We start from the raw sequence: 24410 nt of genomic DNA, 5'->3' as shown, positions 1-24410 counted from the left end.
GGGGCGCGGGGTAGCAACAGCCGGGGGCGGTCCGTACAGCAGCTGCCGGAGGCGATCCATGGAACAGACCGCGTTGCGTCCCAAGCCGATGCCCGGTCAGGAGCCGGGCGGTGACGGCCGTCCGGCCCCCGTCGTCCGGCGCCCGCACGCCGTGCGACGCCGCGGCAGGCGGCTGATGTCCCTGCTCTTCGGTCTCTTCGTCGGGACCGTCCTGGTCCTGTCGGGCGTCGGTCTCGGCACCGTGGGCGCCACGGTGATCGGCATGAGCAGGCTGGCGGACCTGCAGAAGCAGGCCGCGGACGCCAGGACCGGGCGGGGTCCGGGGCAGGGACCACGGGAGGGACAGGGGCAGGGGCAGGGGCAGGAGCCAGGGAAGGGGCAGGGGCGGAGCCCGGGGCATGGGGCGGCGGGTGGTGCGGGCGTGGCACCCCGGTCCGGGTCCACGCCTGGAGGAGTCGGGGCGGTCACCGGGGCGACGCTCGGGGTCGAGGCCGTCGACGCGCCCGGGGGTGCCGGTGCGCTGATCACGGGTGTCCACAATCCAGGCCCGGGCTTTACGGCCGGTCTGGTCCGCGGAGACGTGCTCGACGCCTTCGACGGGACGCGCCTCGGCTCGGCCGCCGAGCTGGCGCGGGCCGTCGCCGCGGCGGCCCCGGGGAGCGCCGTGACGCTCGGTGTGCGCCACGCGGACGGCGGCCGTCAGCAGCTGACCGCCGTGCCGGGCATCGTGACCTGACGCGGGCGGCGGCGCCCGGCTCGCCCCGGTACACGGCCCGGCCCGGGGAACCGGGCGTCGGGCGCGGTCGCGAACCGGCGGATCTCAGGTCACAGAGGCATACCATCGTCCATAAGACCCCCGGGTCGGCTCCGTGGCCGTCGTGAGCGGCTCGCGGGGGCCGCGGCGAAGGAGCAGGATGCTCGCCGTAGCCCCTGGGGGAACTCGGACATGCGGAGGCATGGATGACCGGCACGCCCACGCCCTTCACCGCCGGTGACTACGAGGCCCGTATGCGGCGCGCGGTCGAGGCCGCCACGGCGGCCGGACTCGACGGCCTCCTGGTCGCTCCCGGGCCCGACCTGGTGTGGCTGACCGGCTACCGGCCGGTGGAGACGGAGCGCCTCACCCTGCTGGTGCTGCGGGCCGGACGGGACCCCGTGCTGGTGGTGCCGACCCTGGAGGCCCCGGACGCGGCGGCCGCGGCACCCACGCTGACCCTCCGTGACTGGACCGACGGCAAGGACCCGTACGAGGCCACCGCGTCGCTCGTCGACGCCGCCGGCCGCTTCGGCGTCAGCGACAACGGCTGGGCACTGCACCTGCTCGGTCTCCAGAAGCGGCTGCCCGACTCCCGCTACGTCGCCCTCACCGAAGCCCTCCCGATGCTCCGCGCCGTCAAGGACACGGCGGAGCTGGAGCGGCTGGCGGCCGCGGGCGAGGCCGCCGACGCGACGTACGAGGAAATCCGGAAGGTTCCCTTCGGGGGACGCCGGGAGACCGATGTCGCCGCCGACATCGCCGATCTGCTCCGGCGGTTCGGCCACTCCCAGGTCGACTTCACGATCGTCGCCTCGGGACCCAACGGTGCCAACCCGCACCACGAGGCGGGCGACCGTGTCATCGAGCGCGGCGACATGGTCGTCCTCGACTTCGGCGGCCTCAAGCACGGCTACGGCTCCGACACCTCCCGCACGGTCCACGTCGGTGAACCGGACGCCCAGGAGCGCGAGGTCCACGACGTGGTGCGCGAGGCCCAGGAGGCGGGCGTCGCGGCGGTCAGGCCGGGCGCCGCCTGCCAGGACGTCGACCGGGCGGCCCGCGCGGTCGTCGCCGAGGCGGGATACGGGGAACGCTTCATCCACCGCACCGGGCACGGCATCGGCGTCACCACGCACGAACCGCCCTACATGATCGAGGGCGAGGAGCGGCCCCTCGTACCCGGGATGTGCTTCTCGGTGGAGCCCGGCATCTATCTGCCCGGCCGCTTCGGGGTGCGCATCGAGGACATCGTCACGGTGACCGAGGAGGGCGGATGGCGCCTCAACACCACGTCCCGCGAGATGGCGATCGTCGACTGACCGGCGACCGGGAGGACCGCGGCACGACCACGACCCAGGCACCGGCACCGACCGCGGACGCCGTCCGCCGGCTGGTCCGTTCACTGACCGCCGACGGCGAGCCGGCCGACGCGGGGCCCGAGGTACGGCCGGTGACCGAGGACGGCGGCCACTCCACCTGGTGGGTCGGCGGCCGGCAGGTGCTGCGGCTCACCCGGGACCGCGAGGCCGCCGTGCGCGGACGCCGGGAGCTGAGGGTGCGCGACCTGGTCCGTCCGCTGGTCGGGGTCGCCGTGCCGAGGAGCGTCGCGCACGGGGACTGGGCGGTCGGACTGGCCTACACCCTGGACACCAGACTGCCCGGGCGCTCCGGCGAGGTACGGGAGGTCTCGGCCGTCGGGGAGGCGGACCTGGCCGGTCTGCTCACCGGGCTGCGCGAAGTGCCCGTACGGCAGGCGGAGGCGCTCGGCGTGCCCCACGCTGAGCCGCGCTCCCTGGAAGAACTGCGGGCGGTGGCCGAGCGGGCCGCCGAGCGGCTGGCCGCCGAGGACGAGTTCGACCCCGGGAACCTCGCGCAGCTCACCGCGGCCGCCGTCGGACAGCTCGCCGCCCAGACCGCGGCCGCCGTCCTCGTGCACCACCATCTCAGGGGTGAACACCTGGTGATGAGCGCGGACGGGCGGGTGCGGGGCGTCCTCGACTGGACCGGCGCGGTCCTCGGGGACCCCGCCGAGGACATCGCCGGGCTCGCCGCGGCCGTCGGCGCTCCCGCCGCCGTACGCGCCGCGACCCTCGCCGGATACGGTGCCCGGCCCTGCCTGCGTGGCCTGTGGCTGTCCCGCTGCGACACGGTGATCCGGCTCGCCGACCGGCTCGCGGGCCGGGACGACAGCCCCTTGGCGCCGCTGCGGACCCAACTCCGCCACGCCTGGGAGTCCATCCTCCTGGAACGGGTCACGGAACTGCCGGGCGACGACTGAGCCGCCCGGCACCCGGCAGTTCCGTGACCCGTACTGCGTACTCCGGACCCCGCACCCCGCACTCCGCCGAGCCCGCGAGCGACGCCGGACCCGCGCCGTCCGAGGCACCCCGTACGCCCATGACGGCACGCTCACGCCTCCGTACGTGGTCTGTGGTCTGCGGTCTGTGGTCAGCGGTCCGTCGTCCGGGCGTGCCGGGGTCCGCGTCCTCACTCCTGCGTCAGCACCACGCACGACTCGCCGGGCACGCTCAGCAGTCCGTCCGCGTCCGGTGTCCGTACCGGCTCCCACGCGGCCAGCACGCGCGCCCGGCTGAGGCCGAGCGGGATCACGGCCGCCTCCTGGCCGAGGTTCACCGCCACCCGGACGTCCCCGCGCCGCAGGGCGAGCCAGCGGGCCCCCTCGTCGTGGGCGATCCTGACGGCGGCGAGATCGGGGTCCGAGAGATCCGGGTGACGCCGGCGCAGGGCGATCAGGTCGCGGTACCAGGCCAGCACGCGCGCGTGGAGCGCCTTCTCGGGCTCCGACCAGTCCAGGCAGGAACGCTCCCGCGTCGCCGGGTCCTGCGGGTCGGGGACGTCCTCCTCGGCCCAGCCGTGCGCCGCGAACTCCCGGCGCCTGCCCCGCCGTACGGCCTCCGCCAGTTCGGGGTCGGTGTGGTCGGTGAAGAACTGCCAGGGAGTGCCCGCGGCCCACTCCTCGCCCATGAACAGCATCGGGGTGAAGGGCCCGGTGAGCGTCAGCGCGGCCGCGCAGGCCAGTTGTCCGGGGGAGAGGGACGCCGAAAGCCGGTCACCCTGGGCGCGGTTGCCGATCTGGTCGTGGGTCTGGGAGTAGCCGAGCAGCCGGTGCGCCGAGACGCGGGTCCGGTCGAGCGGCCGGCCGTGGCGGCGCCCGCGGAAGCTCGAATACGTGCCGTCGTGGAAGAAGCCCGACGTCACCGTCTTGGCGAGGGCCGCGAACGGGGCCCGCGCGAAGTCCGCGTAGTAGCCCTGCGTCTCACCGGTCAGAGTGGTGTGCAGCGCGTGGTGGAAGTCGTCGTTCCACTGCGCGTGCAGCCCGAGACCGCCCTCCTCACGGGAGGAGATCAACCGAGGGTCGTTCAGGTCGGACTCGGCGATCAGGAAGAGCGGCCGGCCCAGGTCGGTGGCGAGCGCGTCCACGGCCGTGGACAGCTCCTCCAGGAAGTGCAGCGCGCGGGTGTCGCGCAGCGCGTGGACCGCGTCCAGCCTCAGCCCGTCCAGCCGGTAGTCCCGCAGCCACGCCAGTGCACTGCCGACGAGATACGCCCGCACCTCGTCCGAACCGGGCGCGTCCAGGTTCACGGCCGAGCCCCAGGGGGTCTGATGGGTGTCCGTGAAGTACGGCCCGAACGCGGGCAGATGGTTTCCGGACGGCCCGAGGTGGTTGTGCACCACGTCGAGGACGACGCCGAGACCCAGCTCGTGCGCCCGGTCGACGAATCGCTTCAGCGCCTCGGGGCCGCCGTACGGCTCGTGCACCGCCCACAGCGAGACACCCTCGTAGCCCCAGCCGTGCCGCCCGGGGAACGGGCACAGCGGCATCAACTCGACGTGCGTGACGCCCAGTTCCGCGAGATGCCCGAGCCGCTCGGCGGCCGAGTCCAGGGTGCCCTCGGGGGTGTACGTCCCCACGTGCAGCTCGTACAGGACCGCGCCCTGCAGCGGACGCCCGGCCCACTCGGCGCGCCAGGCGTACCGGTCCTGGGCGACCACCGCGCTCAGCCCGTCGGGACCGTCCGGCTGCCGCCGCGAGCGTGGATCGGGCAGTACGGGACCGCCGTCCACCGCGAACCCGTAGCGCGTCCCGTCCCGCGCCTCCGCGTCTCCCGTCCACCACCCGGGGCGCTCCGGATCACGCTCCAGCGCGCTCGTGGCGCCCTCGCAGCGGAGTGCCACCCGGCCGGCCTGCGGTGCCCACACCTCGAACCGCACTGACGGTTCCCCCTTGTCCGCTCTCCGTGACGTAGCCCGTCCATGGTGCGCCACACGAGATCGATTCGCGCTCCTCTCCACCCATTTGCCGCGCGTTCGCCACGTGATGGACGCGCGGCGGGAACGTGCTGGTGGCGACGGCCCTTTCCGGGTCTTCTGGACACCCCGCCCCTCCTGACCGACAATCACCTGCGTGACGTCGTCTTTCGAGTTCCACACGTACCCCGCGCGGTTGTCCGACGCGGAACGCGACCGGGCGCTGAAGGCCCTCCGTGACGGCGTCGCTCTCGGACGTCTCTCGCACGACACGTTCATCCACCGCATGGAGCTGGCGCTCGCCGCCCGACGGTCCGACGAACTCGCCGCGCTCACCGCCGACCTGACCACCGAGGGCCGCTGGTCGAAGCTGGTGTTCGGCACCGTCGAGGCGGTCTCCGGATTCACCGTACGGGTGCGCAGGGCCTGGCAGGCCGAGCGGCTTCCGAAGCTGCTGCTGCCCCACCCGGGCAACGGCTATCCGTTGCGGATCGGCCGCGACCCCGCCAGCGGGCTGCGGCTCAACCACGAGACGGTGTCGCGGATCCACGCCGAACTGAGCCGCCAGGGCGGCCTGTGGGTGCTGCGCGACCTGGGTTCGACCAACGGGACGACGGTCAACGGACGACGGGTGATCGGCGCCGCCGTCGTCAAGGACGGCGACCAGATCGGTTTCGGACGGATGTTCTTCCGGCTGTCGTCCTCCTGATCCGTCCGGCCCGCCCGATGCGCGCGGCCCGTCGGATGCTCCCGGTCCGCCCGCTGCTCCCGGTCCGTCGGATGCTCCCGGCCCGCCGGATCCCCGCGTCGTCGGCCCGCCCGGACCGAGCTCTGGCCTGGGTTTCACTCAGCGATTTCCTCGCCTTCCCTTACGTTCCGCGGTGTTGACGTACCTTCACAGTCGTGACTGACTGTGCGTACACCGTGTACGTCAGGTGAAGCGACGGCACCATATGTGTGGAGGTGCGCCCTGCCGCCACTCCTCCGCTACCCGACCGTGGACGAGCTGGGTGCCCGTGCCGCCGCGCTCGTCGCCCGCCGTCCGGGTGACGCCCGGCTGCGCCGCGTGGGCACGTCCCGGGCCGGCACACCCCTCTGGCTCCTGTCCGTAGGGCACGGCCACCGCCAGGCCCTCGTCGTCGCCGGACCGCACGCCAACGAGCCGGTGGGCGGCGCCACGGTCCTCCGCCTCGCGGAACGGGTGCTCGCCGATCCCCGGCTGCGAGACGGCGCGGACGCCACCTGGAACCTGCTGCTCTGCCTCGACCCCGACGGCTCCCGCCGCAACGAGGCATGGCTGTCCGGCCCGTACACCCTCGGCCGCTACTTCCGGCACTTCTTCCGCCCCGGCTTCCTCGAGCAGCCCGAGTGGCTGCCCGAAGGCGCGGACGGAGTGACCCTGCCCGAGACCCGCGCCCTCCTCGACCTCCAGGACGAACTGCGGCCGTTCTTCCAGTGCTCCCTGCACGGCGTCGACGTCGGAGGAGCCTTCGTCGAACTGACCCGTGAGCTGCCCGGCCTCGCCCAGCGCGTCGCCCACACCGCCGCGCGGCTCGGCATCCCGCGCGAGCTCGGACCGTACGACACGCTCTACTGGCCGACCCTCGGGCCCGCCGTCTACCGCATCCCACCGCCGCACCGCGGCGACCTGGCCGCCGCGATCACCGAGGCCGCGGTGGAGTCCACCTGGTTCCATCCACACCGCCACGGAACCGTCACGGCGGTCGTCGAGGCACCCATGTGGGGGGTGGCGGCCGTGGAGGACGCCGCCCGGCCCGCCGACGCCGACGCGGTGCTGCGCTCCGTCAGCCACACGCTGCGCCACGACACACGCGTTCTCGAGGGCATCCTCGCGCGCGTGCGCCCCGGTCTCGGCACCGCTCCGGACACGGCCCGCCTCCTCGCGCCCGTCGACGACTATTTACTGGTCGGCCCCGGCCTCGCGGACTCCTGGGACCCCGATCTGCGGGACTCCGGCTCACGGCCCCTGCCGTCGCTCGGCACCGCCCGCCTGACCTCCCTGCGCCTCGCCGGGCGCCGGGTCGCCCTGCGCACGGCCGGGCTGCTGCACCAGCTCGTCACCCGTTCCGGGCACGATCCGCGCGAGGCGCTGCCGGAACTGGACCGGCTGATCGACGCCTGGTGCGCCGACTACCGCGACGGCTGCGGGGCGCGCTGGATCCCGGTCGCACGCCAGGTCGAGTACCAGGCGCGGGTGGTGATCGCCGCGTTCGAACTCGCCGGGCGACACGCGCCGGTGGGCTCCCCTTCGGGTGAGACGGGGTGGAGTTCACAGGCCGCGCTGCCGATGCATCGGGAATGACGAGAACCACCGAAGCGTCGCGCGGCGCTGTGCTGGCCGCGGCGGTCCTGCTCACAGCCGTCGCGGCACCGGCCCAGGCCTCGGCCTCCGCACGGGTCCAGGCCTCGGCCTCCGCACCGGCCTCTGTACCGGACCTGACTCCTGTCCCTGCCCTGGCCTCGGCCCCTGTACTGACCCTTGCACCGGGCCCGGTATCGGCCTCTGAACCGGCGCCGGCGCTGTCCCACCGGGCCTTCCCCGGCAACCGGCTTCACCTCACGGTCACCCGGGGCGAAGCCTCGCCACAAGCTCTCTCACCCGTCCGCGTGCCCTTCCGAGTCGCAGTCCGGCACACCCTGGGAATTCCCGGCGCGTCCTCGCGCGCGCTTCTGGAGCCCTCTCCTCCGCAGCCCCCTCGTCCGGCACCCCGGCGAGCAGTCTTCCGGGCGGAGGTCTTCCCCGGCACCGACACCCGCGGCACCCTCCTGCTCTGCGACCCGCCCCAGGGCCACCCCCACGCGGCACAGGCCTGCGCCGAACTCGCCACGGCCGAGGGGGACATCGGCCGGATCCCGGCCACGCCCGGCGCGCTGTGTCCCATGATCTACGCACCGGTCACCGCCGCCGCGCGCGGCGAGTGGAACGGCCGTCAGGTCGGCTACACGCACACCTTCGCGAACTCCTGTGTGATGGGCGCCGCCACGGGCGCCGTGTTCGCCCTGGGGGAGTAGCTCAGGCCGCGTTGTCGCGTGCGTGCAGGGCCGCCGCGACCACCGTGCGGGACTGGTGCTCGACCTGATGCTCCAGGGGCACCCAGCGGGCGCCGAAACGCTCGGCGAAGGTGTCGCTCCAGGAGGCGACAAGGCGTTCGAGGCGCGGCGCCGCCCGGTCGTCGGCCTCCTGGAGGACGCGCAGCAGCATCGCCGCGGCCCGCAGCGGCAGTCGGCGCCCGAACGCGTCCACACTGCCGACGTACGCCCTCGTGGTGTCCGCCGGCGGCGTCCGGACCCAGTCGTCGGCCAGCCCCGGCACCAGCTCCAGCGCCCACTTGGCGGCCCGCAGGAGCGGCCCGTCGGGGCCGGGCAGCCGCGGTACGACCTCCCTCAGCACTGTCTCCACCTGACGCGCGTCCCGCCGCAGCCGGCCCGCCAGATCCCGCATCGCCTCCGCCGGTGCCGGGTGCGGCGCGGGGTCGGCCACCAGATCACTGGCCCACATCGGGACCTCGACGACCGCGGTCAGCCCCCCGTACCGGTGCGCGTGGTACCAGGTGCTGTGCCGCGCGTCGTCGGGCATGCTCGGATAGGCCGCGGCCGAGCCGGGCGCCGGCATCACATGGACGCCGGGCCCGGAGGCCGGCCAGCCCGCGGCGTCCGACGCGCCCGTCTCCACCGGGATGTGCAGCTCCGCCGCGGACTTGGCGAACGGCTCGGCGAGCCCCGGGATGTCCTTGGTCAGCTGCACCCAGCTGCCGCCGAGATCCGTGCCGTGCAGGGTCGCCTGGAGGTAGGGCCGCAGCTCGTCGATGACCCGGGTGAGGGCGCGGGTCTCCGGCGGCAGCCGGTCTGGCGGCAGTACGGACGGCGACCACTCCGGCTGCTCGGGTCCGGCCGGACGGAAGAATCCGAGGTGGTAGTCGAGCAGGGTGCGCGGCGCCGGCGTCACATGCAGGCTCGCCCCGTCCGGATCCGCGCAGAGCAGGAAGTGCCAGGAGGTGTCGGCCCGCAACTCCGCGCCGAACAGGACGCGTTCGGCCAGGGACAGCAGCGTCGAACCACCGGCCGGCTCGTTGGCGTGGGCGCCCGCGACGACGAGGACCGCACGCCGCGCGTGACCGACGGACAGCAGGTGGAGCGGTCTGCCCGCGCGGGAGACACCGATCTGTCTGAGCGAGCACAGGCCGGGCCGGTGAGCCGCCAACGCCCGTGCGGAGGCGACGATTTCGGACACACTGGGGTAGCGCAGCTCCTGCAGGAGACTCACCCCCGACTTGTCCGCCCTGCATCGCTGTCCGCAGTACTCCACGGACTGCGGTAACTGTCAAGCGGAGGCGGGGCGGCGCCGGGCCCGCCGGGTGGCGTCCGCCTCCGGCGGCCAGGGCGCGGACCACCGAAAGAAGGAGGTCCGCCGGGGCGTTCGTCGGCCTCCCGCGCAGGCCGGGGCCCGGCGGGGCGCCCCCGACCTCACCCGTATGGGTGTACCGGGGGCCGCGTCGCGTGCCCGGCCCCGGACCTTCGGCCCGTCGCGGCGGCCCTGATCAGCCGCTCGCCGCGGTGTCCGCGGACTCCGCGGCGACCGCTGGGCCGTCCTCACCGACGCGTTCCAGCAGCGCCACCGGCAACCTCGCGAAGAGCTCCGCCACGCGCGCGTGCCCCGTGAACTCCCGTCCCGGAGTGAGCAGGTCCGTCCAGCGCCCCGCGGGCAGCGTGAGGAGCGTGTCGCGCCAGCCGCCCTCGTCCGCCAGCCGCAGCGACAGCCGGGTGACGGCCGAGACCACCTCCCCGGAGCGTGCGAACCCCACACAGTGCGCGGCACCGGGACCCTCCGCAGCCAGCGGCGTGTACGTCGCCGTGTCGCCGAAGACGTCGGGGCGCCGTCCGCGCAGCCGGAGCGCGGCCGTGGTGAGCGCGGCCTTCTCGGAGACCTCTTCGCAGACTTCATCGGAGACCTCCGCGGCGCCCCGTGCGGAAGACCGCGGCGGTGCGAACGGCTTCCGGTTGTCCGGGTCCACCAGCGCCAGGTACTCGTCCTCGGTGCCCTGGTAGACGTCCGGCACCCCCGGCATGGTCAGCTGCACCAGGGCGGCCCCCAGGACGTTCGCCCGGACGTGGGGAGCGAGCCCGGCCCTGAAGTCGGCCACGTGCCGTCCGGGCGCCCCGCAGGGGCCCGCCGAGACGAACGCCGCGACCGCCGCCTCGTACGCGGGGTCCTGCTCGGTCCAGGCGGTGTGCAGGCCGGCCTCGCGGATGTGCTTCAGCAGCGCGCCCTGGACGCGGTCCGCGTCGGCGGGGCCCAGCCCGAAGACCGTCTGCCACGCGGTCCACGCCACCTGGGGGTCGGGCACGCCCGCCGCCCCCCGCGGCGCCACCTCGGCCAGGAGACCGCCCCACCGGCGCGGGCACTGGGTGAGTACGGACAGGGCAGCGCGGACGTCGGCACTGCGCTTCGTGTCGTGGGTGGACAGGGCCGTCCCGGTGCCGGGCCAGTCCCGCTGCACACGCGCGCAGTAGGCGTGGAAGTCCTCCGGGGACACGGCCGGAGCCCCCGGGGCGCCACCCACCTCGTTGGCCGACAGCAGGGGCACGTAGCGGTAGAACGCCGTGTCCTCCACGGACTTCGCCCGTAGCGCGGACGAGGTCTGGGCGAACCGCGCCCGGAACTCCGCGTGTTCGGGCCCGTCCCCGCCGCGCCCGAGCACCAGGTTCCGTACGACGTCCACGGCGTGCGCCTCCTCCGGAACGGTGAAGACCGACCGGGCCTCGGCGGCGGCCTCCGCGGTGACGACCGCGGAGGCGTCCGTGGAGGGATACGGCCGGTACACGCCGACCCGCACGAGAAGCTCGCGCAGCGCGGCGGCCAGGGCCCAGGGAGCGTGATCGCGCAGTCCGGGGTCCGATGAGCGGGCGCACAGGCGCTCCGCCACCCGGGTGAGGCGGTCGAACTCGGTGGCCAGCTCGTGGGTGATCACCTTGTACGCCGCCCGGCGCACCGTCGCCTCCCAGGAGCCGCCCAGGTCGTCCTGCGGGGCCGCGAACCGCCGGTACTGGAGCAGGAGTTCATTGGCTCCCGCCGAGTCCGTGAAGAGGCCGTCGACGTGCCGCAGCGCGTCGTAGCCGGTGGTGCCCGCGACGGGCCAGGCGGCGGGCAGCGGCTCACCGTCCGCGAGGATCTTCTCGACGACGGTCCAGCGCCCGCCGGTCGCCTCGTGCAGTTGGCGCAGATACGCGTCCGGGTCCGCCAGGCCGTCCGGATGGTCGACGCGCAGCCCCTCGATCACGCCGTCGGCCAGCAGCTCCAGGATCTTGCCGTGGGTCGCCGCGAACACCACCGGGTCCTCCACACGCACGCCGATGAGTTCCGAAATGCTGAAGAAGCGGCGGTAGTTCAGTTCGGTGCGGGCCAGCCGCCACCAGGTCGGGCGGTACCACTGCGCGTCCAGGAGCTCGGGCAGCGGCAGTTCCCGCGTGCCCTCGCGCAGCGGGAACTCGTGGTCGTGGTAACGCAGTACGTCGCCGTCCGCCTTGAAACGGTCGATCTCCGTGCCGAGACGGCCTCCGAGCACCGGCAGCAGCAGCCGGCCGCCCTGAGCGTCCCAGTCGATGTCGAACCAGCGCGCGTACGGTGACTCGGGCCCCTCGCGCAGCACCTCCCACAGCGGGCGGTTGTGACGCGGGGCCATGGCCATGTGGTTGGGCACGATGTCCACGACCAGACCGAGCCCGTGCGCCCGCGCCGTGCGGGCCAGGGAGCGCAGTCCGCCCTCGCCGCCCAGTTCCCTCCGTACGCGCGTGTGGTCCACCACGTCGTAGCCGTGCGCCGAGCCCGGGACGGCCTCCAGGACGGGGGACAGGTGCAGATGGGAGACCCCGAGCGAGGCCAGGTACGGCACGGCGGCCTCGGCGGCCGCGAAGGGGAACTCCGGTTGCAGCTGGAGCCGGTACGTGGCGGTCGGGGTGGCGGGAACCATCGAGTCCGGGATCTCCCGTTCGGGACGCTCAGGTGTCATGGGAACCTACGTACCCCTCTCGCCCGGTTTCGTGACATCGACGCCCGCATACGGGTCCCTGTGGTGCCGGGTCCCGGACCCGGGAAGCCCCGACCCGTGCCCCTCGTGCCCCTCGTGCCCTTCGTCCACGGGGCAGCCGCCGGGGGACCGTCCGGCCGCGATCGGCGGGACGGTCCGGGGCGGCCGGACAGCGGCCGGGTACGGTCTCCCGGGCCGCGCCCCGGCCGCCCCCGGCGTCCGCCGCTGCGACGCGAACGGTCAGAGGTCCTGGGCGGGCCGCTGCAGCACCGTCACGCTCCGGTCGATCAGCGTCAGCCGGTCCCCGGCCTGGACCTTGGCGCCGGTGCCCGGCACCGGCCCCTCGGGGAGGGCGGTGTCGACCACCACCTGCCACTGCCGTCCGTGATCGACGGGCACCACGAACTCCAGTGTTCTCGGTGAGGCGTTGAACATGAGCAGGAAGGAATCGTCGGCGATGTGCTCCCCGCGCGGACCCGGCTCGGAGATCGCGTTGCCGTTGAGGAAGACGGACAGGGCGTGCGTCTGCGTCGCCCCCCAGTCCTGCTGGGTCATCTCGGCGCCCGAAGGGGTGAACCACGCGATGTCGGACAGTTCGTCGTGCGTGCCCTGGACGGGACGGCCGTGGAAGAAGCGGCGGCGCCGGAAGACCGGGTGGTCGCGGCGCAGCCACACCATCGCGCGCGTGAAGTCGAGCAGCTCGCCGCCGCCCTCGGGCCACGGCACCCAGGCGAGCTCGCTGTCCTGGCAGTACGCGTTGTTGTTGCCGCCCTGGGTGCGCGCGAACTCGTCGCCGTGGCTGAGCATCGGCACACCCTGGGAGAGCATCAGCGTCGCGATGAAGTTGCGCTTCTGGCGCGCCCGCAGGGCGAGCACGGTCTCGTCGTCGGTCTCGCCCTCGGCCCCGCAGTTCCAGGAGCGGTTGTGGCTCTCGCCGTCGCGGTTGTCCTCTCCGTTGGCGTGGTTGCGCTTGTTGTTGTAGGAGACGATGTCGTTGAGGGTGAACCCGTCGTGACAGGTGACGAAGTTGATGGAGGCGAGCGGGCGGCGGCCGTCGTCCTGGTAGAGGTCCGACGAACCCGTCAGCCGGGAGGCGAACTCGGCGAGCGTGCGGGGCTCGCCGCGCCACAGGTCACGGACGGTGTCGCGGTACTTGCCGTTCCACTCCGTCCACAGCGGCGGGAAGTTGCCCACCTGGTAGCCGCCCTCGCCGACGTCCCAGGGCTCGGCGATCAGCTTCACCTGGGAGACCACCGGGTCCTGCTGTACCAGGTCGAAGAAGGACGACAGCCGGTCCACCTCGTGGAACTGCCGGGCCAGGGTGGCCGCGAGGTCGAAGCGGAAGCCGTCGACGTGCATCTCGGTGACCCAGTAGCGCAGCGAGTCCATGATCAGCTGGAGCACGTGCGGGGAGCGCATCAGGAGGGAGTTGCCGGTCCCCGTGGTGTCCATGTAGTAGCGGGGATCGTCCGCCAGACGGTAGTACGAGGCATTGTCGAGGCCCCTGAAGGACAGCGTCGGGCCCAGGTGGTTGCCCTCGGCCGTGTGGTTGTAGACCACGTCCAGGATGACCTCGATGCCGGCCTCGTGCAGCGCCCGGACCGCCGACTTGAACTCCAGGACCTGCTGGCCGCGATCGCCCCAGGAGGCGTACGTGTTGTGCGGGGCGAAGAAGCCGATGGTGTTGTAGCCCCAGTAGTTGTTGAGCCCCATGTCCACCAGCCGGTGGTCGTTCACGAACTGGTGCACCGGCATCAGCTCCAGTGCCGTCACCCCCAGTTCCGTCAGGTGTTCGATGATCGCGGGGTGTGCGAGTGCCGCGTACGTGCCGCGCAGTTCGTCGGGCAGCGCCGGATGCCGCATCGTGAGGCCTTTCACATGGGCCTCGTAGATCACGGTGTGGTGGTACTCGGTGCGCGGGCGCCGGTCGTCCCCCCAGTCGAAGTACGGGTTGACCACGACCGACGTCATGGTGTGCGGCGCCGAATCCAGGTCGTTGCGCTTGTCGGGGGACCCGAAGGGGTAGCCGTACACCTCCTCGCCCCAGCTGATCGAGCCACTTATCGCACGCGCGTACGGATCGAGCAGCAGCTTGGCGGAGTTGACGCGCTGTCCGCGCTCGGGCGCGTACGGCCCGTGCACCCGGAACCCGTACCGCTGTCCGGGCATGATCCCGGGCAGGTACGCGTGCCGTACGAACGCGTCGCTCTCGCGCAGCTCCACCGCCGTCTCCGAGCCGTCGTCGTGCAGCAGACACAGCTCGATCCGGTCGGCGGCCTCCGAGAAGACCGCGAAGTTGGTACCGGCGCCGTCGTACGTGGCACCGAGTGGATATGCCTCACCAGGCCAGACCTGCATGGATACGACTCTCCCAGTAGTGCCGCGCCCCGGGGGGCGACTCCGAAGCGAGTCTCCCCGAAAGTGATGGAACCTCCTATGACTTACACCCCTCTTACCCGCTGACCAGGCATACGTCGTATGCCGAACCAGAGGTACTGAAGTCGCTCCTAGGGAAACAGGGGGAGTAGGGGGAAATGTGCGCAAGATAGTGCACCGCCATCTGGGAAAAGTGGTGGCGGGTGCGGCCATCGCGGTGGCCGGGACGGCCGTGATGGTCGGGATCACCCTGCCGGGCTCGGCGGGGGCCGACGAATCGGGCCGGGGTCCGGCCGGCGCCGGCCCGCAGCAGGCGGGACAGGAACAGGGGCAGGCGGCCGTAGGGCCCGGCGTCGTGGAACAGGCTCCGGCGCAGGGCGACAAGGGCACCGGCCGTGACCCGCTGACCGACGACGAGACGGCACGGGTCGAACGGATCGCGGTGAACCGGCAGTTGTTCGGCTCCAGCGAGAACGTCGAGGGGAACCGGGGCCCGCAGCGCATCGGTGTCGACCTCGCCGAGCCGGAGGAGAACGAGCTCGACGACCCCGCAGCGCCGCGCCGCGCGGATGTCACGTTCTACGACTACCGGAACGACACGCTCGTCACCAGGACCGTCAACCTCGACACCGGGAAGGTGGAGAGGACGGACACCCAGCACGGGACCCAGCCGCCGCTGGGCCGTGACGAGATGACCGAGGCGGCCAAGCTGCTCATCGCCGACCCGCTCGGCGCGGGCCTGCGGGCCGACTACAAGGACGCCACCGGCAAGGAACTCACCTCGCCCGACCAGCTCACGCTGAACAGCATGGTCTACCGGGCGACCCCGGGCGCCCAGCCCGGCCTCCTCGCGAAGTGCGGCGAGCACCGCTGCGTGAGGCTCTTCCCGAAGGTCAGGAACGGGTCCTGGATCGACAGCCGTGACCTGGTGATCGATCTGAGCGCCCGCAAGGTCGGCACACTCGGCTGACGTCCGCGTCCGCCGCTCCGAAGCGGCGCCGACTTCACCTTCTCCCTCTCCAACTCCCTTCTTCCGCATGCTTTCGCGAGGAGTTCCTTCGTCATGCGCGTGAACAGAAACAGCCGTGCCCGCAGCCGGACGGCGGTGGGCCTGTCGGTGGCCGCGCTGGCCGTCGGCGCGACGACGGCCGCGGGTCCGGCGGTCGCCCAGCCGAAGTCCGCCCCGGCGGCCGCCAGTTGCAGCACGGCCTACAAGATCGAGCAGAAGCTCTCCACCGGCACCACCTGGCGGATGTGCTGGCACTACGAGAGCGAGGCCGGGCTCGTCCTGGAGAACATCTCGTACCAGCCCAAGGGCGAGGCCCAGCCGATCAAGGTCCTCACCAGCGCCAAGCTCGGCCAGATCCACGTCCCCTACGACGACGGCAAGGCCGAGTACGACGACCTCACGGGCGCCGGCTTCGGCCAGGGCCTGATGAAGATGGCGCCGGGCGAGTGTCCCGGCGGCACCATCAAGAACGTGAAGATCCCCAACGCCTGGGACCCGCAGCACCCGAACGTCAACGGCCTGTGCACCACGACCCGTTCGCGTGGTCACGCCTACCGCATGGAGGCCGATTCGGGAAACAAGGTCTACCAGACCCAGGGCAAGGACCTGTTGATCTACACCGTCAACAAGGTCGGCTGGTACGAGTACATCACCGAATGGCGCTTCCAGGACGACGGCGCCGTCAGCATGAACATCGGCGCCACCGGCAGCCTCTCGCCCGGCGACTACGACGCGGGCGACGGCCGCGGCTGGCCCATCGGCAAGGGCGCGAAGGCGTACGCCACCAGCCACAGCCACAACGTCTTCTGGCGGCTCGACTTCGGCCTGGACGGCTCGTCCAAGAACAAGATCGAGCAGTACGACTCGGTGGTCAGCCCGCCTCGCAACGGCAACGAGGGCCCGACCAACAAGACCACCCGCACCAAGATCACCAAGGAGCTCGCGGGCGACGCCAAGAACATGCGCTGGTGGCGCGTGGTCAGCGCCACCGGCAAGAACAGGGACAACCACGCGCGCTCCTACGAGATCGTCCCGGGTGCCACCACCAAGTACCTCGGCCGCACCTTCACCAAGCACGACCTGTACTTCACCGAGTACAAGAAGTGCGAGCAGTTCGCCAGCAACAACCTGCTGAACTGCGGAGCGGGGGCGGGCAAGTCCGTCGACAAGTACGTCAACGGACAGACGCTCACCCACCCCATCGTCTGGGTCAACGTGGGCTTCCACCACATCGCGCGCGACGAGGACCAGCAGCCCATGCCGGTCCACTGGCAGGGCTTCTCCATCGCTCCGCGTGACGTCACGGCTATGAATCCGCTCACTCCGCCGGAGCTGGCCGACCAGAACGGGCATGTCGAAAACGGTAGTTGAGAAACAGCCTGTCCATCGGGCTGCACCGCCCGCCGCTCCCGGAGTACCCTTCCTTGATCGTTGAGTGGGGCTGGACCCACGGGAGAGCTCGGGGGAGCGGAAGGCGGTGCGCGGGTGGGCTCGGGAGGGCTGGAGTTGCCTCCTGGTGACGAGGGTCACGAGGGGAACTCCACAGATGTCCCGCCCGGCGCGGTGTCCCTGGCGCGGCCTATGGAGATGGGATCCATCGGACCGGAACTGGACTGGGGCGCCGACGCCTGGCGCGAGGTGCGTACGCGCGCCCAGCGGGCCGGACGCGCCTACATCTGGCTGAACCTGGTCGAACAGCGGCTGCGCGCGGTCGTGGCCGCTGTTCTGCGCCCCATCTACGAACCCGTCCACGGGGACGACTGGGTGGTCGCGGCGGCCGGTCCCGCCGGGCAGGAGTGGGTGCAGCGCGCGGTCGCCGTGCGCGAGGTCAGCCGGCGCAAGGGCTATCTGCTCGACCCCGCCGACGACAACGTGCTGAGCTTCCTCACCCTGCCGCAGCTGCGTGAGCTGATGGTGCAGCACTGGCCGTGCTTCGAGCCCTACTTCGACGAGCGCCGGGACGTCGAACTCGCCCTGGACGAGCTGGAAGTCACCCGGAACGTGGTCTCGCGCAACCGGGCCCTGTCCGAGGCGGTGCTGAGCCAGGCGGAGCGGGCCGCCGCGAAGCTCCTGGCGATACTCGGCGCGGGCAGCGACACGCCCTCCGCGCGGCGGCTGCCCGTCGACGCCGTCGAGGACCTGGTCGGCGACCGGTACGCGGACGTGGTCGGAGTCCACTCCGACCGGGTGCGGCTGCTGCGGCAGTTCCCCGCGGAGGACATTTTCGGCGGAGCCCGCCGCCTCGACGCCATCGGCATCGGCCTGAACCTGCTGGTGCAGAACTTCTCAGGGCGGCGGCTGGTGCGGCTCGCCGAGACGGGCTGCCGGGTCAGGCTGCTGTTCCTCAACCCGGCCTCCAGCGCGGTCAAGCGCCGCGAGCGCGAACTCGGCATCAAGCGGGGCGAGCTGAGCCGGGCCGTCGAGATGAACATCCTGCACATGCGCAGGGTCCGGGCCCGACTGCGTGATCCGGGCGCGTTCGAGATCCAGGTCTACGACGAGACACCGCGCTTCACGGCGTATCTCGTCGACGGGGACGGCTCCGACGGCATCGCGGTCGTGCAGTCGTATCTGCGTCGTGCGCGCGGCATGGAGGCGCCGGTGCTGGTGCTGCGTGGCGGTGGCCGCGTGGTCAAACCCGACGAGATCGGCGAAGAGGGACTCTTCCCGACATACCGCGAGGAGTTCGAGGTGGCTTGGGCCGATTCGCGTCCGGTGTCCTGAAGTGTCGGCCTCCCCCGGAAGCGGAACGCGGTCCTCGGGTTGTCAGTGGCTCGTGCGATCGTGGAGACCACTGGGGGAAAGCACCACGAAGAAGGGGGGCCGCCGATGGGCTGGCACCAGGAGCTGCTGATCGGCTTCGACCTGGAGACGACCGGGACCGATCCACGCGAGGCGCGCATCGTCACGGGCGCCGTGATCGAGGTCAAGGGCGGGGAACCGCTGGGGCACCGGGAGTGGCTGGCCGATCCGGGCGTACGGATCCCGGCGGACGCGGTGGCGGTGCACGGGATCTCGAACGAGCGCGCGGCCGCGGAGGGCCGCCCCGCCGACCAGGTCGCCGACGCGATCGCCGAGGTCCTCGTCGGGTACTGGAAGACGGGCGTCCCGGTGGTCGCGTACAACGCCGCCTTCGACCTGACCCTGCTCTCCGCCGAACTGCGCAGGCACGGGCTGCCCTCCCTGCGCGAGCGGCTCGGCGGGAGCGATCCCGCCCCGGTCATCGACCCGTACACGATCGACCGCTCCGTCGACCGCTACCGCCGCGGCAAGCGCAACCTCGAAGCGGTCTGCACGGAGTACGGGGTGGAACTGCGCGCGGCCCACGACGCCTCGGCCGACGCCCTCGCCGCGGCCCGGCTCGCCGGGGCGATAGCCGGCCGGCACCCGAAGGTCGCGGCACTCGGCCCGGCGGAGCTGCACCGCCGCCAGATCGAGTGGTACGCCGAGTGGGCGGCGGACTTCCAGAGCTTCCTGCGCCGCAAGGGTGACGCGGGCGCGGTGGTCGACGGCACCTGGCCCCTGCGGGATCTGGCCGACGAGCGGGTCTGACGACCCGCCCGGACCCGGAGAGGGGAGCGGGGATCCGTGGAGTTCGGCACGGGCGCCGGCTCAGGCATGTCGGCCCGGGCGGGGAACCACCGGTTCAGAACGGGTACCAGCGCACCGACTCGTCCCCGTCCCGCAGTGACGCGACCCGCCGCTCGAACTCGGCCAGCGCCTTGGGGTCGGCCGGCGCGTGTTGGGCCACCCACGCGCAACTGGCGGTCTCCCGCGCACCCCGCAGCACGGAACAGCCCTCCCACGCACGCACGTCCCAGCCGTAGACCCGGGTGAAGGAGTCGTACGCCTCGGCGGGCATCCCGTAACGGTCCCGGGCGAGCGCCATGACCACCAGATCGTGCTCACGCAGATCGGCGGAGAAGGTCTCCAGGTCGACCAGGACCGGGCCGTCGGGACCCACATGGACGTTGCGCGGCAGCGCGTCACCGTGGATCGGACCCGGGGACAGGTGCGGGGTGAGCGCGGCAGCGGCCGCCGCGAAGCCGTCGCGCCGGGCGCGCAGACAGGCCGCGTCCTCCGGGTCGATCGCGTCGCCCGCGAGACGCAGCCAGCGCTCCACACCGCCGAGCAGTTCACGGGGCGGCAGGGAGAAGGAGGGCGAGGGCAGCGCGTGCACCACCCGGAGCAGTTCGGCCAGATCGCGCGGCTCGGCCGGGCGTACGGGCTCGGGCAGCCGGTGCCACACCGTCACCGGATGACCGTCCACCAGCAGCGCCCCGGCCCCGGCCGCCCGCACCGCGGGGACGTCCGCCTCGGCGAGCCAGGCCGCGACGGCCAGCTCCCGCCGGGCGCGGTCGAGGAGTTCGGCGTCCCGTCCCACCTTGACCACCAGATCACCGGCGGCGAACACCGCGTTCTCGCCCAGGGCGAGGAGGGCGGCCTCCCCGGCCGGCCCCGGCAGTACGTCCGCCGCGGCCAGTACGTCCCGCGCCCGTGCCTCGTCCATCCGTCGCCTCCGTCTCCTCGCGCGATGCCCGCGCGGTCCTCACGTCCGCGCGGCGCGGTCCGCACCGGGCCCGCGCGCACGGCGTCGCGTTCACGCCATTCGCCGCCAGTCTCGCATTCGCACAGGTCGGACCGTGTGCACGGTGTCTTGACGGTGCCCGTCGCCTTCACGACCATGACGAGGGTCGCCGGGACGGCCGGATCCGCACGACCCGCACGAAGGAGCCGTGTCCATGACCTTGGCGAGCGCGACGAACCGGCGGGCCGGACCCGTGCCCCACCGGGGCGGGGGCCGGCGCCCCCTCGACCACGGGGCCTGGTTCCTGGTGCTGCCCGCGCTGATCCCGATCCTGGTGCTCAGCGTCGGACCGCTGCTGTACGGGATCGCGCTGGCGTTCACCGACTCCCAGTCGGGCCGCACCGCCCCCACCCGGTGGATCGGGGGCCTCAACTTTCAGGACCTGCTGCACGACACCCTGTTCTGGGACTCGTTCCGCATCGGTCTGCTGTGGGCGGTCGGGGTGACGGTGCCGCAGTTCCTCCTCGCGCTCGGACTCGCCCTCCTGCTCCACCAGGAGCTCCGCTTCCGGTGGCTCGCCCGCGCCCTGGCGATCGTCCCGTGGGCCATGCCCGAGGTGGTCGTCGGCATCATCTGGCGGCTCGTCTACAACCCCGACGCGGGCGTCCTCAACGAGACGCTGCGCGACGTCGGCCTCGGTGACGGCCGCGACTGGCTCAGCGGCCTCGGCACCGCGCTGCCCGCGGTGATCGTCGTCGGTGTCTGGGCCGGCATGCCGCAGACCACGGTCGCGCTGCTCGCCGGACTGCAGAACACCCCGCGTGAACTCCACGAGGCCGCCGTGATGGACGGCGCGGGTGCCTGGCGCCGCTTCCTGACCGTCACCTGGCCCGCCCTGAGACCGGTCGCGCTCGCCATCACGGCGCTCAACCTGATCTGGAACTTCAACTCCTTCGCCCTGGTCTACGTGCTGACCAACGGCGGCCCCGGCGGCCGTACCCGGCTGCCGATGCTCTTCGCGTACGAAGAGGCCTTCCGCTACGGGCAGTTCGGCTACGCCGCGGCGATGGGCTGTGTGATGGTCGCGGCGGTCTCGGTGATCCTCGCGATCCGGCTGGCGGCCCGGCTGGGCGGAGGTGAGGACGCGTGAGGACCCGCAAAGGCGCCCGCGCGGGGCAGTACCTCGCACTGCTGGGCTATCTCGTCTTCCTGGGCTTCCCCTTCCTGTGGCTGATCTCCACCGCCTTCAAACCGGCCCGCGAGCTGGCCGGCCTCCACCCCACCTGGATCCCCCGGCACCCCACCCTCGCGAACTTCCGGCAGGCCTTCGACGAGCAGCCCCTGCTGCAGGCAGCGCTCAACTCCCTGCTCGCCGCGCTCGGCGCGGCGGTCATCGCCGTACTGATCGCGACCCCGATGGCCTACGTCATGGCCCGCCGGCGCACCGTGCTCGCGAGGGCCGCCACGGGCTGGGTCGTGGTCAGCCAGGCGTTCCCGTTCGTCCTCGTGATCATCCCGCTCTTCCTGATCCTCAAGAACCTCCACCTGATCGACTCCCGCGCCGGGCTGGTCATGGTGTACGTCGTGTGGGCGCTGCCGTTCGCGCTGTGGATGCTGGTGAGTCACGTACGGGCCGTGCCCACCGAGCTGGAGGAGGCCGCCGCGGTCGACGGGGCGGGGCGGGTGCGCACGCTGGTCTCCGTCACCGCGCCGCTGCTCGCGCCCGGCATCGTGGCGACGGCGCTGTTCGCCTTCGTCAGCGCGTGGAACGAGTTCTTCTTCGCGCTCGTCCTGCTCAAGACGCCGCAGAAGCAGACGCTGCCGGTCGTCCTGACGCACTTCATCGGGGCGGAGGGGGTCGCGGACCTCGGCCCGCTCGCCGCGGCGTCGCTCCTCGCGACCCTGCCGTCGCTGGTCGTCTTCGCGGTTATCCAGAAGCGGATCACGGGCGGCATGTTCGCCGGGGCGGTGAAGAGCTGATGCGGACAAGACTGTTGATGCGGACGAGACTGCTGGTGGTCCCGGCCGTCCTCGGCCTGCTGCTCACCTCGTGCACGGGCGGCGGGGGCGGCCCGCGAGGAGCGATCACCCTCCGTTTCCAGTCCCTCGCCTGGCAACAGGAGTCCGTGGCCGCCAACAAGGAACTGGTGAAGGAGTGGAACACCGGCCACCCGGACGTCAAGGTCGAGTACGTGCAGGGGAGCTGGGACAGCGTCCACGATCAGCTGCTCACCTCCTTCGAGGGCGGTGAGGCGCCGGACATCATCCACGACGCCTCGGACGACCTCGCGGACTTCGCGTACGGCGGCTATCTCGCGGATCTGCGTGGTCTGCTGTCCGAGCGGCTCACGTCCGACATCCCGCGGCGGAGCTGGGAGGCGGCGACCTTCGGGGGAGGGGTCTACGGCGTGCCGTTCCTGCAGGAGCCACGCGTCCTGATCGCCGACGCCGACCGGCTGAAGAAGTCCGGCGTCCGCGTCCCGACCCCCGAGAGGCCCTGGAGCTGGGGCGAGTTCCGCACGATCGCGAAGCGGCTGAGCGGCAAGGGCACCTACGGTGTCGCGTGGCCGCTGAAGGAGCCGGTCTCCGCGACGCTCAACCTCTCCCTCTCCGCGGGCGGCCGGCTGTTCCACCGGGGCGCGGACGGCAGGGTGACCGTGCGCTTCGACGCGGCCGACGCCGTGGTTCCGAGAACCGTGCACGACGAGGTGAACGTGGACGGGAGCGCGTCGGGCGCGACGCTCGGCATGGGCGGCTCGGACACGCTGCCCGGGTTCTTCGGCGGCAGGTACGCGATGGTGCCGCTCGGGTTCTCCTACCGTCAGCAGATCGCGCAGCAGGCCCCCGAGGGCTTCCACTGGCAGGTGCTGCCCGCCCCGGCCGGCGCGGACGGCCTCACCCAGGGGGTGAGCCCGCAGACCCTGTCCGTCGCGGCGGACAGCCCGCACAAGAGGGAGGCCGCCGCGTTCGTCGACTTCCTGCTCCGGCCGAAGAACATGGTCCGGCTCGCGCTCGGGGACTGGATGCTGCCCACGGGAACGCGGGCCCTGGCGGACCCCGCCCTGCACACCGCCGAGGACGGCTGGGCGACGGGCACCGCCCTCGCCTCCCACCTCCGCCCGGCGCCCGCCCAGTCCGTGCGCGGCTACCCCGAGTGGAAGGACAAGGTCGCGACGCCGGCCTTCCAGGAGTACTACAGCGGGGCGATCGGCCTGGCGGAACTCCGCAGACGGCTGGTGAGGGACGGCAACCTGGTGCTGGCCCGGTACCAGCGCTGAGCGACCTGCCGGCGGCGACCTGCCGGCGGGCGTCCGGCGGCGGCTGTGCGGCGGCGGCTGTGCGAGACCTTCGCCCGCCGGACCGCCGGAAACGGCATGGACCTGAGCGTCACCGGGTACGCACCGGAGTGCGGGGGCGGCGCCGGTCCGGAGCGCCCTCCACCACCCGCCCGGCCAAGCTCGGCCAGCCCTTCACCCGCTGGTCCATCCGCGAACTCGCCGCCTACCTGCGGAAATTCCATGGCAGGGTCATCCGCATCGGCCGCGAGGCCCTACGCCGCCTGCTGGCCCGCCGCGCATCACCTTCCAGCGCACAAGGACCTGGAAGGAGTCCCCGGACCCCGACCGTGAGGCGAAGCCGGACCGCATCGAGCACGTCCTGGAGCACCTCCCGGACCGGGTCTTCGCGTTCGACGAGTTCGGCCCGCTCGGCATCCGCCCCACCGGCGGTGCGGGCTGGGCCCCCGCCAGTCACCCCGAGCGGCACCCGGCGACCTACCGTCGCACCCACGGCGTCAGGTACTTCCAGGGGAGGCCGCCGACTCGCCAAAGCAGCCTGACCCACCGAGAAGAGAGCCTCCGATGGCAGTAGAGATCATCTACGAGACTCACGCCACCACCACCGACAACCAGGCGGGCGTCGCTACCGGCTGGCTCCCGGGCCGGCTCTCGGACCTGGGCCGTAGCCAGGCCGGGGAACTGGGCGAGCGCCGACGCGGCGACGCGCTCGCGGCCGTGTTCACCTCCGACCTTCACCGCGCCGTGGAAACCGCCCGGATCGCGTTCCCCGGCGGCAGGCCCGCGATCCATCAGGACATCCGACTACGCGAGTGCAACTACGGCGACCTCAACGGAACATCCGCCATCCTCATCGCCGCCCAACGGGCCCGCCGGATCGACGAGCCCTTCCCCGGTGGACAGAGCTACCGCCAGGTCCTGGCGGCCACCGACGCATTCCTCCATGACCTGGCCACTGACTGGGACGGCTGCCGGATCCTGCTGATCGCCCACTCGGCCAACCGATGGGCTCTGGACAGTCTGCTCACCGGAGCATCACTGGATGACCTGCTCGAAGCCCCACCTGCGTGGCGCCCGGGCTGGCGCTATACGCTTCCCGCCGACTGGCCTGCCCCAACCCGGTGAACCT

19 protein-coding genes and 1 pseudogene are annotated in these 24410 nt (G+C 72.5%); 15 read left to right on the top strand and 5 right to left on the bottom strand.

What is annotated here, in order from left to right; genetic code table 11:
• Positions 1-58 precede the first annotated feature (58 nt).
• The 3 genes from ABZV34_RS23070 to ABZV34_RS23060 all read left to right on the top strand — a co-directional run bounded on the left by ABZV34_RS23070 (position 59) and on the right by ABZV34_RS23060 (position 3035).
• Positions 59-736, top strand: a complete 678-nt coding sequence (locus ABZV34_RS23070; protein WP_356279656.1) for a PDZ domain-containing protein — start codon at positions 59-61, stop codon at positions 734-736.
• A gap of 224 nt (positions 737-960) precedes the next feature.
• Entirely contained in the window at positions 961-2076 is a 1116-nt protein-coding gene (locus tag ABZV34_RS23065) for an aminopeptidase P family protein (RefSeq protein ID WP_356279654.1), read from the top strand.
• Positions 2031-3035 (top strand): aminoglycoside phosphotransferase family protein, encoded by a 1005-nt coding sequence (locus ABZV34_RS23060; RefSeq protein WP_356279651.1) that lies wholly within the window; start codon positions 2031-2033, stop codon positions 3033-3035. Before ABZV34_RS23065 ends, ABZV34_RS23060 begins: the two co-directional genes overlap by 46 nt.
• Positions 3036-3244: 209 nt before the next feature.
• Here ABZV34_RS23060 and treZ read toward each other — a convergent pair whose 3' ends face one another.
• Positions 3245-4990, bottom strand: coding sequence for a malto-oligosyltrehalose trehalohydrolase (treZ, locus tag ABZV34_RS23055; protein ID WP_356279648.1), 1746 nt, complete (start codon positions 4988-4990; stop codon positions 3245-3247).
• A gap of 193 nt (positions 4991-5183) precedes the next feature.
• On the opposite strand from treZ, the gene ABZV34_RS23050 reads away from it, so the two are divergent.
• The 3 genes from ABZV34_RS23050 (at position 5184) to ABZV34_RS23040 (ending at position 8059) form a co-directional block, all read left to right on the top strand.
• On the top strand, positions 5184-5735 hold the full coding sequence (locus ABZV34_RS23050) for a DUF1707 and FHA domain-containing protein (RefSeq protein ID WP_356279645.1): 552 nt from the start codon (positions 5184-5186) through the stop codon (positions 5733-5735).
• Between the two features lie 246 nt (positions 5736-5981).
• Positions 5982-7349, top strand: coding sequence for a M14 family zinc carboxypeptidase (locus tag ABZV34_RS23045; RefSeq protein WP_356279642.1), 1368 nt, complete (start codon positions 5982-5984; stop codon positions 7347-7349).
• A 305-nt stretch (positions 7350-7654) separates the two neighbouring features.
• A complete protein-coding gene (locus ABZV34_RS23040) occupies positions 7655-8059 on the top strand; it encodes an SSI family serine proteinase inhibitor (protein WP_356279639.1) in 405 nt (134 codons plus the stop codon).
• A gap of 1 nt (position 8060) precedes the next feature.
• On the opposite strand, the gene ABZV34_RS23035 is transcribed toward ABZV34_RS23040, so the two are convergent.
• From ABZV34_RS23035 to glgX, 3 genes are all read right to left on the bottom strand, one after another.
• Positions 8061-9311 (bottom strand): M14 family zinc carboxypeptidase, encoded by a 1251-nt coding sequence (locus ABZV34_RS23035; RefSeq protein ID WP_356279636.1) that lies wholly within the window; start codon positions 9309-9311, stop codon positions 8061-8063.
• A 274-nt stretch (positions 9312-9585) separates the two neighbouring features.
• Complete coding sequence (gene treY / locus ABZV34_RS23030; RefSeq protein ID WP_356279633.1) at positions 9586-12054, bottom strand: malto-oligosyltrehalose synthase; 2469 nt, start codon at positions 12052-12054, stop codon at positions 9586-9588.
• 258 nt (positions 12055-12312) lie between these two features.
• Positions 12313-14430 (bottom strand): glycogen debranching protein GlgX, encoded by a 2118-nt coding sequence (glgX, locus tag ABZV34_RS23025; RefSeq protein ID WP_356279630.1) that lies wholly within the window; start codon positions 14428-14430, stop codon positions 12313-12315.
• Positions 14431-14608: 178 nt separating this feature from the next.
• Here glgX and ABZV34_RS23020 point away from each other — a divergent pair, with 178 nt between their 5' ends.
• The 4 genes from ABZV34_RS23020 to ABZV34_RS23005 all read left to right on the top strand — a co-directional run bounded on the left by ABZV34_RS23020 (position 14609) and on the right by ABZV34_RS23005 (position 19009).
• Positions 14609-15418, top strand: a complete 810-nt coding sequence (locus tag ABZV34_RS23020; protein ID WP_356279627.1) for a Tat pathway signal sequence domain protein — start codon at positions 14609-14611, stop codon at positions 15416-15418.
• 93 nt (positions 15419-15511) lie between these two features.
• Entirely contained in the window at positions 15512-16828 is a 1317-nt protein-coding gene (locus tag ABZV34_RS23015; protein WP_356279624.1) for a copper amine oxidase, read from the top strand.
• Between the two features lie 114 nt (positions 16829-16942).
• Positions 16943-18181, top strand: coding sequence for an SAV2148 family HEPN domain-containing protein (locus tag ABZV34_RS23010; protein ID WP_356279621.1), 1239 nt, complete (start codon positions 16943-16945; stop codon positions 18179-18181).
• Positions 18182-18286: 105 nt separating this feature from the next.
• Positions 18287-19009 carry a 3'-5' exonuclease gene (locus ABZV34_RS23005; protein WP_356279618.1) on the top strand — a complete coding sequence of 241 codons (723 nt, stop codon included), beginning with the start codon at positions 18287-18289 and terminating at the stop codon, positions 19007-19009.
• 94 nt (positions 19010-19103) lie between these two features.
• Here ABZV34_RS23005 and ABZV34_RS23000 read toward each other — a convergent pair whose 3' ends face one another.
• Positions 19104-19967: an aminoglycoside phosphotransferase family protein gene (locus ABZV34_RS23000; RefSeq protein WP_356279615.1), complete on the bottom strand. Its 864-nt coding sequence runs from the start codon at positions 19965-19967 to the stop codon at positions 19104-19106.
• A gap of 232 nt (positions 19968-20199) precedes the next feature.
• Here ABZV34_RS23000 and ABZV34_RS22995 point away from each other — a divergent pair, with 232 nt between their 5' ends.
• The 5 genes and pseudogenes from ABZV34_RS22995 to ABZV34_RS22975 all read left to right on the top strand — a co-directional run bounded on the left by ABZV34_RS22995 (position 20200) and on the right by ABZV34_RS22975 (position 24406).
• A complete protein-coding gene (locus ABZV34_RS22995) occupies positions 20200-21135 on the top strand; it encodes a sugar ABC transporter permease (protein WP_356279612.1) in 936 nt (311 codons plus the stop codon).
• Positions 21132-21965, top strand: a complete 834-nt coding sequence (locus ABZV34_RS22990; protein ID WP_356279609.1) for a carbohydrate ABC transporter permease — start codon at positions 21132-21134, stop codon at positions 21963-21965. The genes ABZV34_RS22995 and ABZV34_RS22990 overlap by 4 nt, the downstream gene beginning before the upstream one ends.
• A 17-nt stretch (positions 21966-21982) precedes the next feature.
• Positions 21983-23263, top strand: coding sequence for an extracellular solute-binding protein (locus ABZV34_RS22985; RefSeq protein WP_356279606.1), 1281 nt, complete (start codon positions 21983-21985; stop codon positions 23261-23263).
• 128 nt (positions 23264-23391) lie between these two features.
• A pseudogene (locus tag ABZV34_RS22980) lies at positions 23392-23795 on the top strand (IS630 family transposase); the annotation flags it as partial.
• 50 nt (positions 23796-23845) lie between these two features.
• On the top strand, positions 23846-24406 hold the full coding sequence (locus tag ABZV34_RS22975; protein ID WP_356279603.1) for a histidine phosphatase family protein: 561 nt from the start codon (positions 23846-23848) through the stop codon (positions 24404-24406).
• The last annotated feature ends 4 nt before the right edge of the window (positions 24407-24410 follow it).

Origin of the sequence: Streptomyces sp. NPDC005195 (genome assembly GCF_040608315.1) — a bacterium.
Lineage (GTDB): Bacteria > Actinomycetota > Actinomycetes > Streptomycetales > Streptomycetaceae > Streptomyces > Streptomyces kaempferi.
The sequence above is the reverse complement of the archived record's forward strand: the minus strand, read 5'-3'. Positions and strand labels throughout refer to the sequence as shown.

Bases quoted from the DNA above. Each gene is read 5' to 3' on its own strand.
- ABZV34_RS23070 (WP_356279656.1), top strand. From the start codon at position 59: ATGGAACAGACCGCGTTGCGTCCCAAGCCGATGCCCGGTCAGGAGCCG.
- ABZV34_RS23065 (WP_356279654.1), top strand. From the start codon at position 961: ATGACCGGCACGCCCACGCCCTTCACCGCCGGTGACTACGAGGCCCGT.
- ABZV34_RS23060 (WP_356279651.1), top strand. From the start codon at position 2,031: ATGGCGCCTCAACACCACGTCCCGCGAGATGGCGATCGTCGACTGACC.
- treY (WP_356279633.1), bottom strand. From the start codon at position 12,054: ATGACACCTGAGCGTCCCGAACGGGAGATCCCGGACTCGATGGTTCCC.
- glgX (WP_356279630.1), bottom strand. From the start codon at position 14,430: ATGCAGGTCTGGCCTGGTGAGGCATATCCACTCGGTGCCACGTACGAC.
- ABZV34_RS23015 (WP_356279624.1), top strand. From the start codon at position 15,512: ATGCGCGTGAACAGAAACAGCCGTGCCCGCAGCCGGACGGCGGTGGGC.
- ABZV34_RS23005 (WP_356279618.1), top strand. From the start codon at position 18,287: ATGGGCTGGCACCAGGAGCTGCTGATCGGCTTCGACCTGGAGACGACC.
- ABZV34_RS23000 (WP_356279615.1), bottom strand. From the start codon at position 19,967: ATGGACGAGGCACGGGCGCGGGACGTACTGGCCGCGGCGGACGTACTG.
- ABZV34_RS22995 (WP_356279612.1), top strand. From the start codon at position 20,200: ATGACCTTGGCGAGCGCGACGAACCGGCGGGCCGGACCCGTGCCCCAC.
- ABZV34_RS22985 (WP_356279606.1), top strand. From the start codon at position 21,983: ATGCGGACGAGACTGCTGGTGGTCCCGGCCGTCCTCGGCCTGCTGCTC.
- ABZV34_RS22975 (WP_356279603.1), top strand. From the start codon at position 23,846: ATGGCAGTAGAGATCATCTACGAGACTCACGCCACCACCACCGACAAC.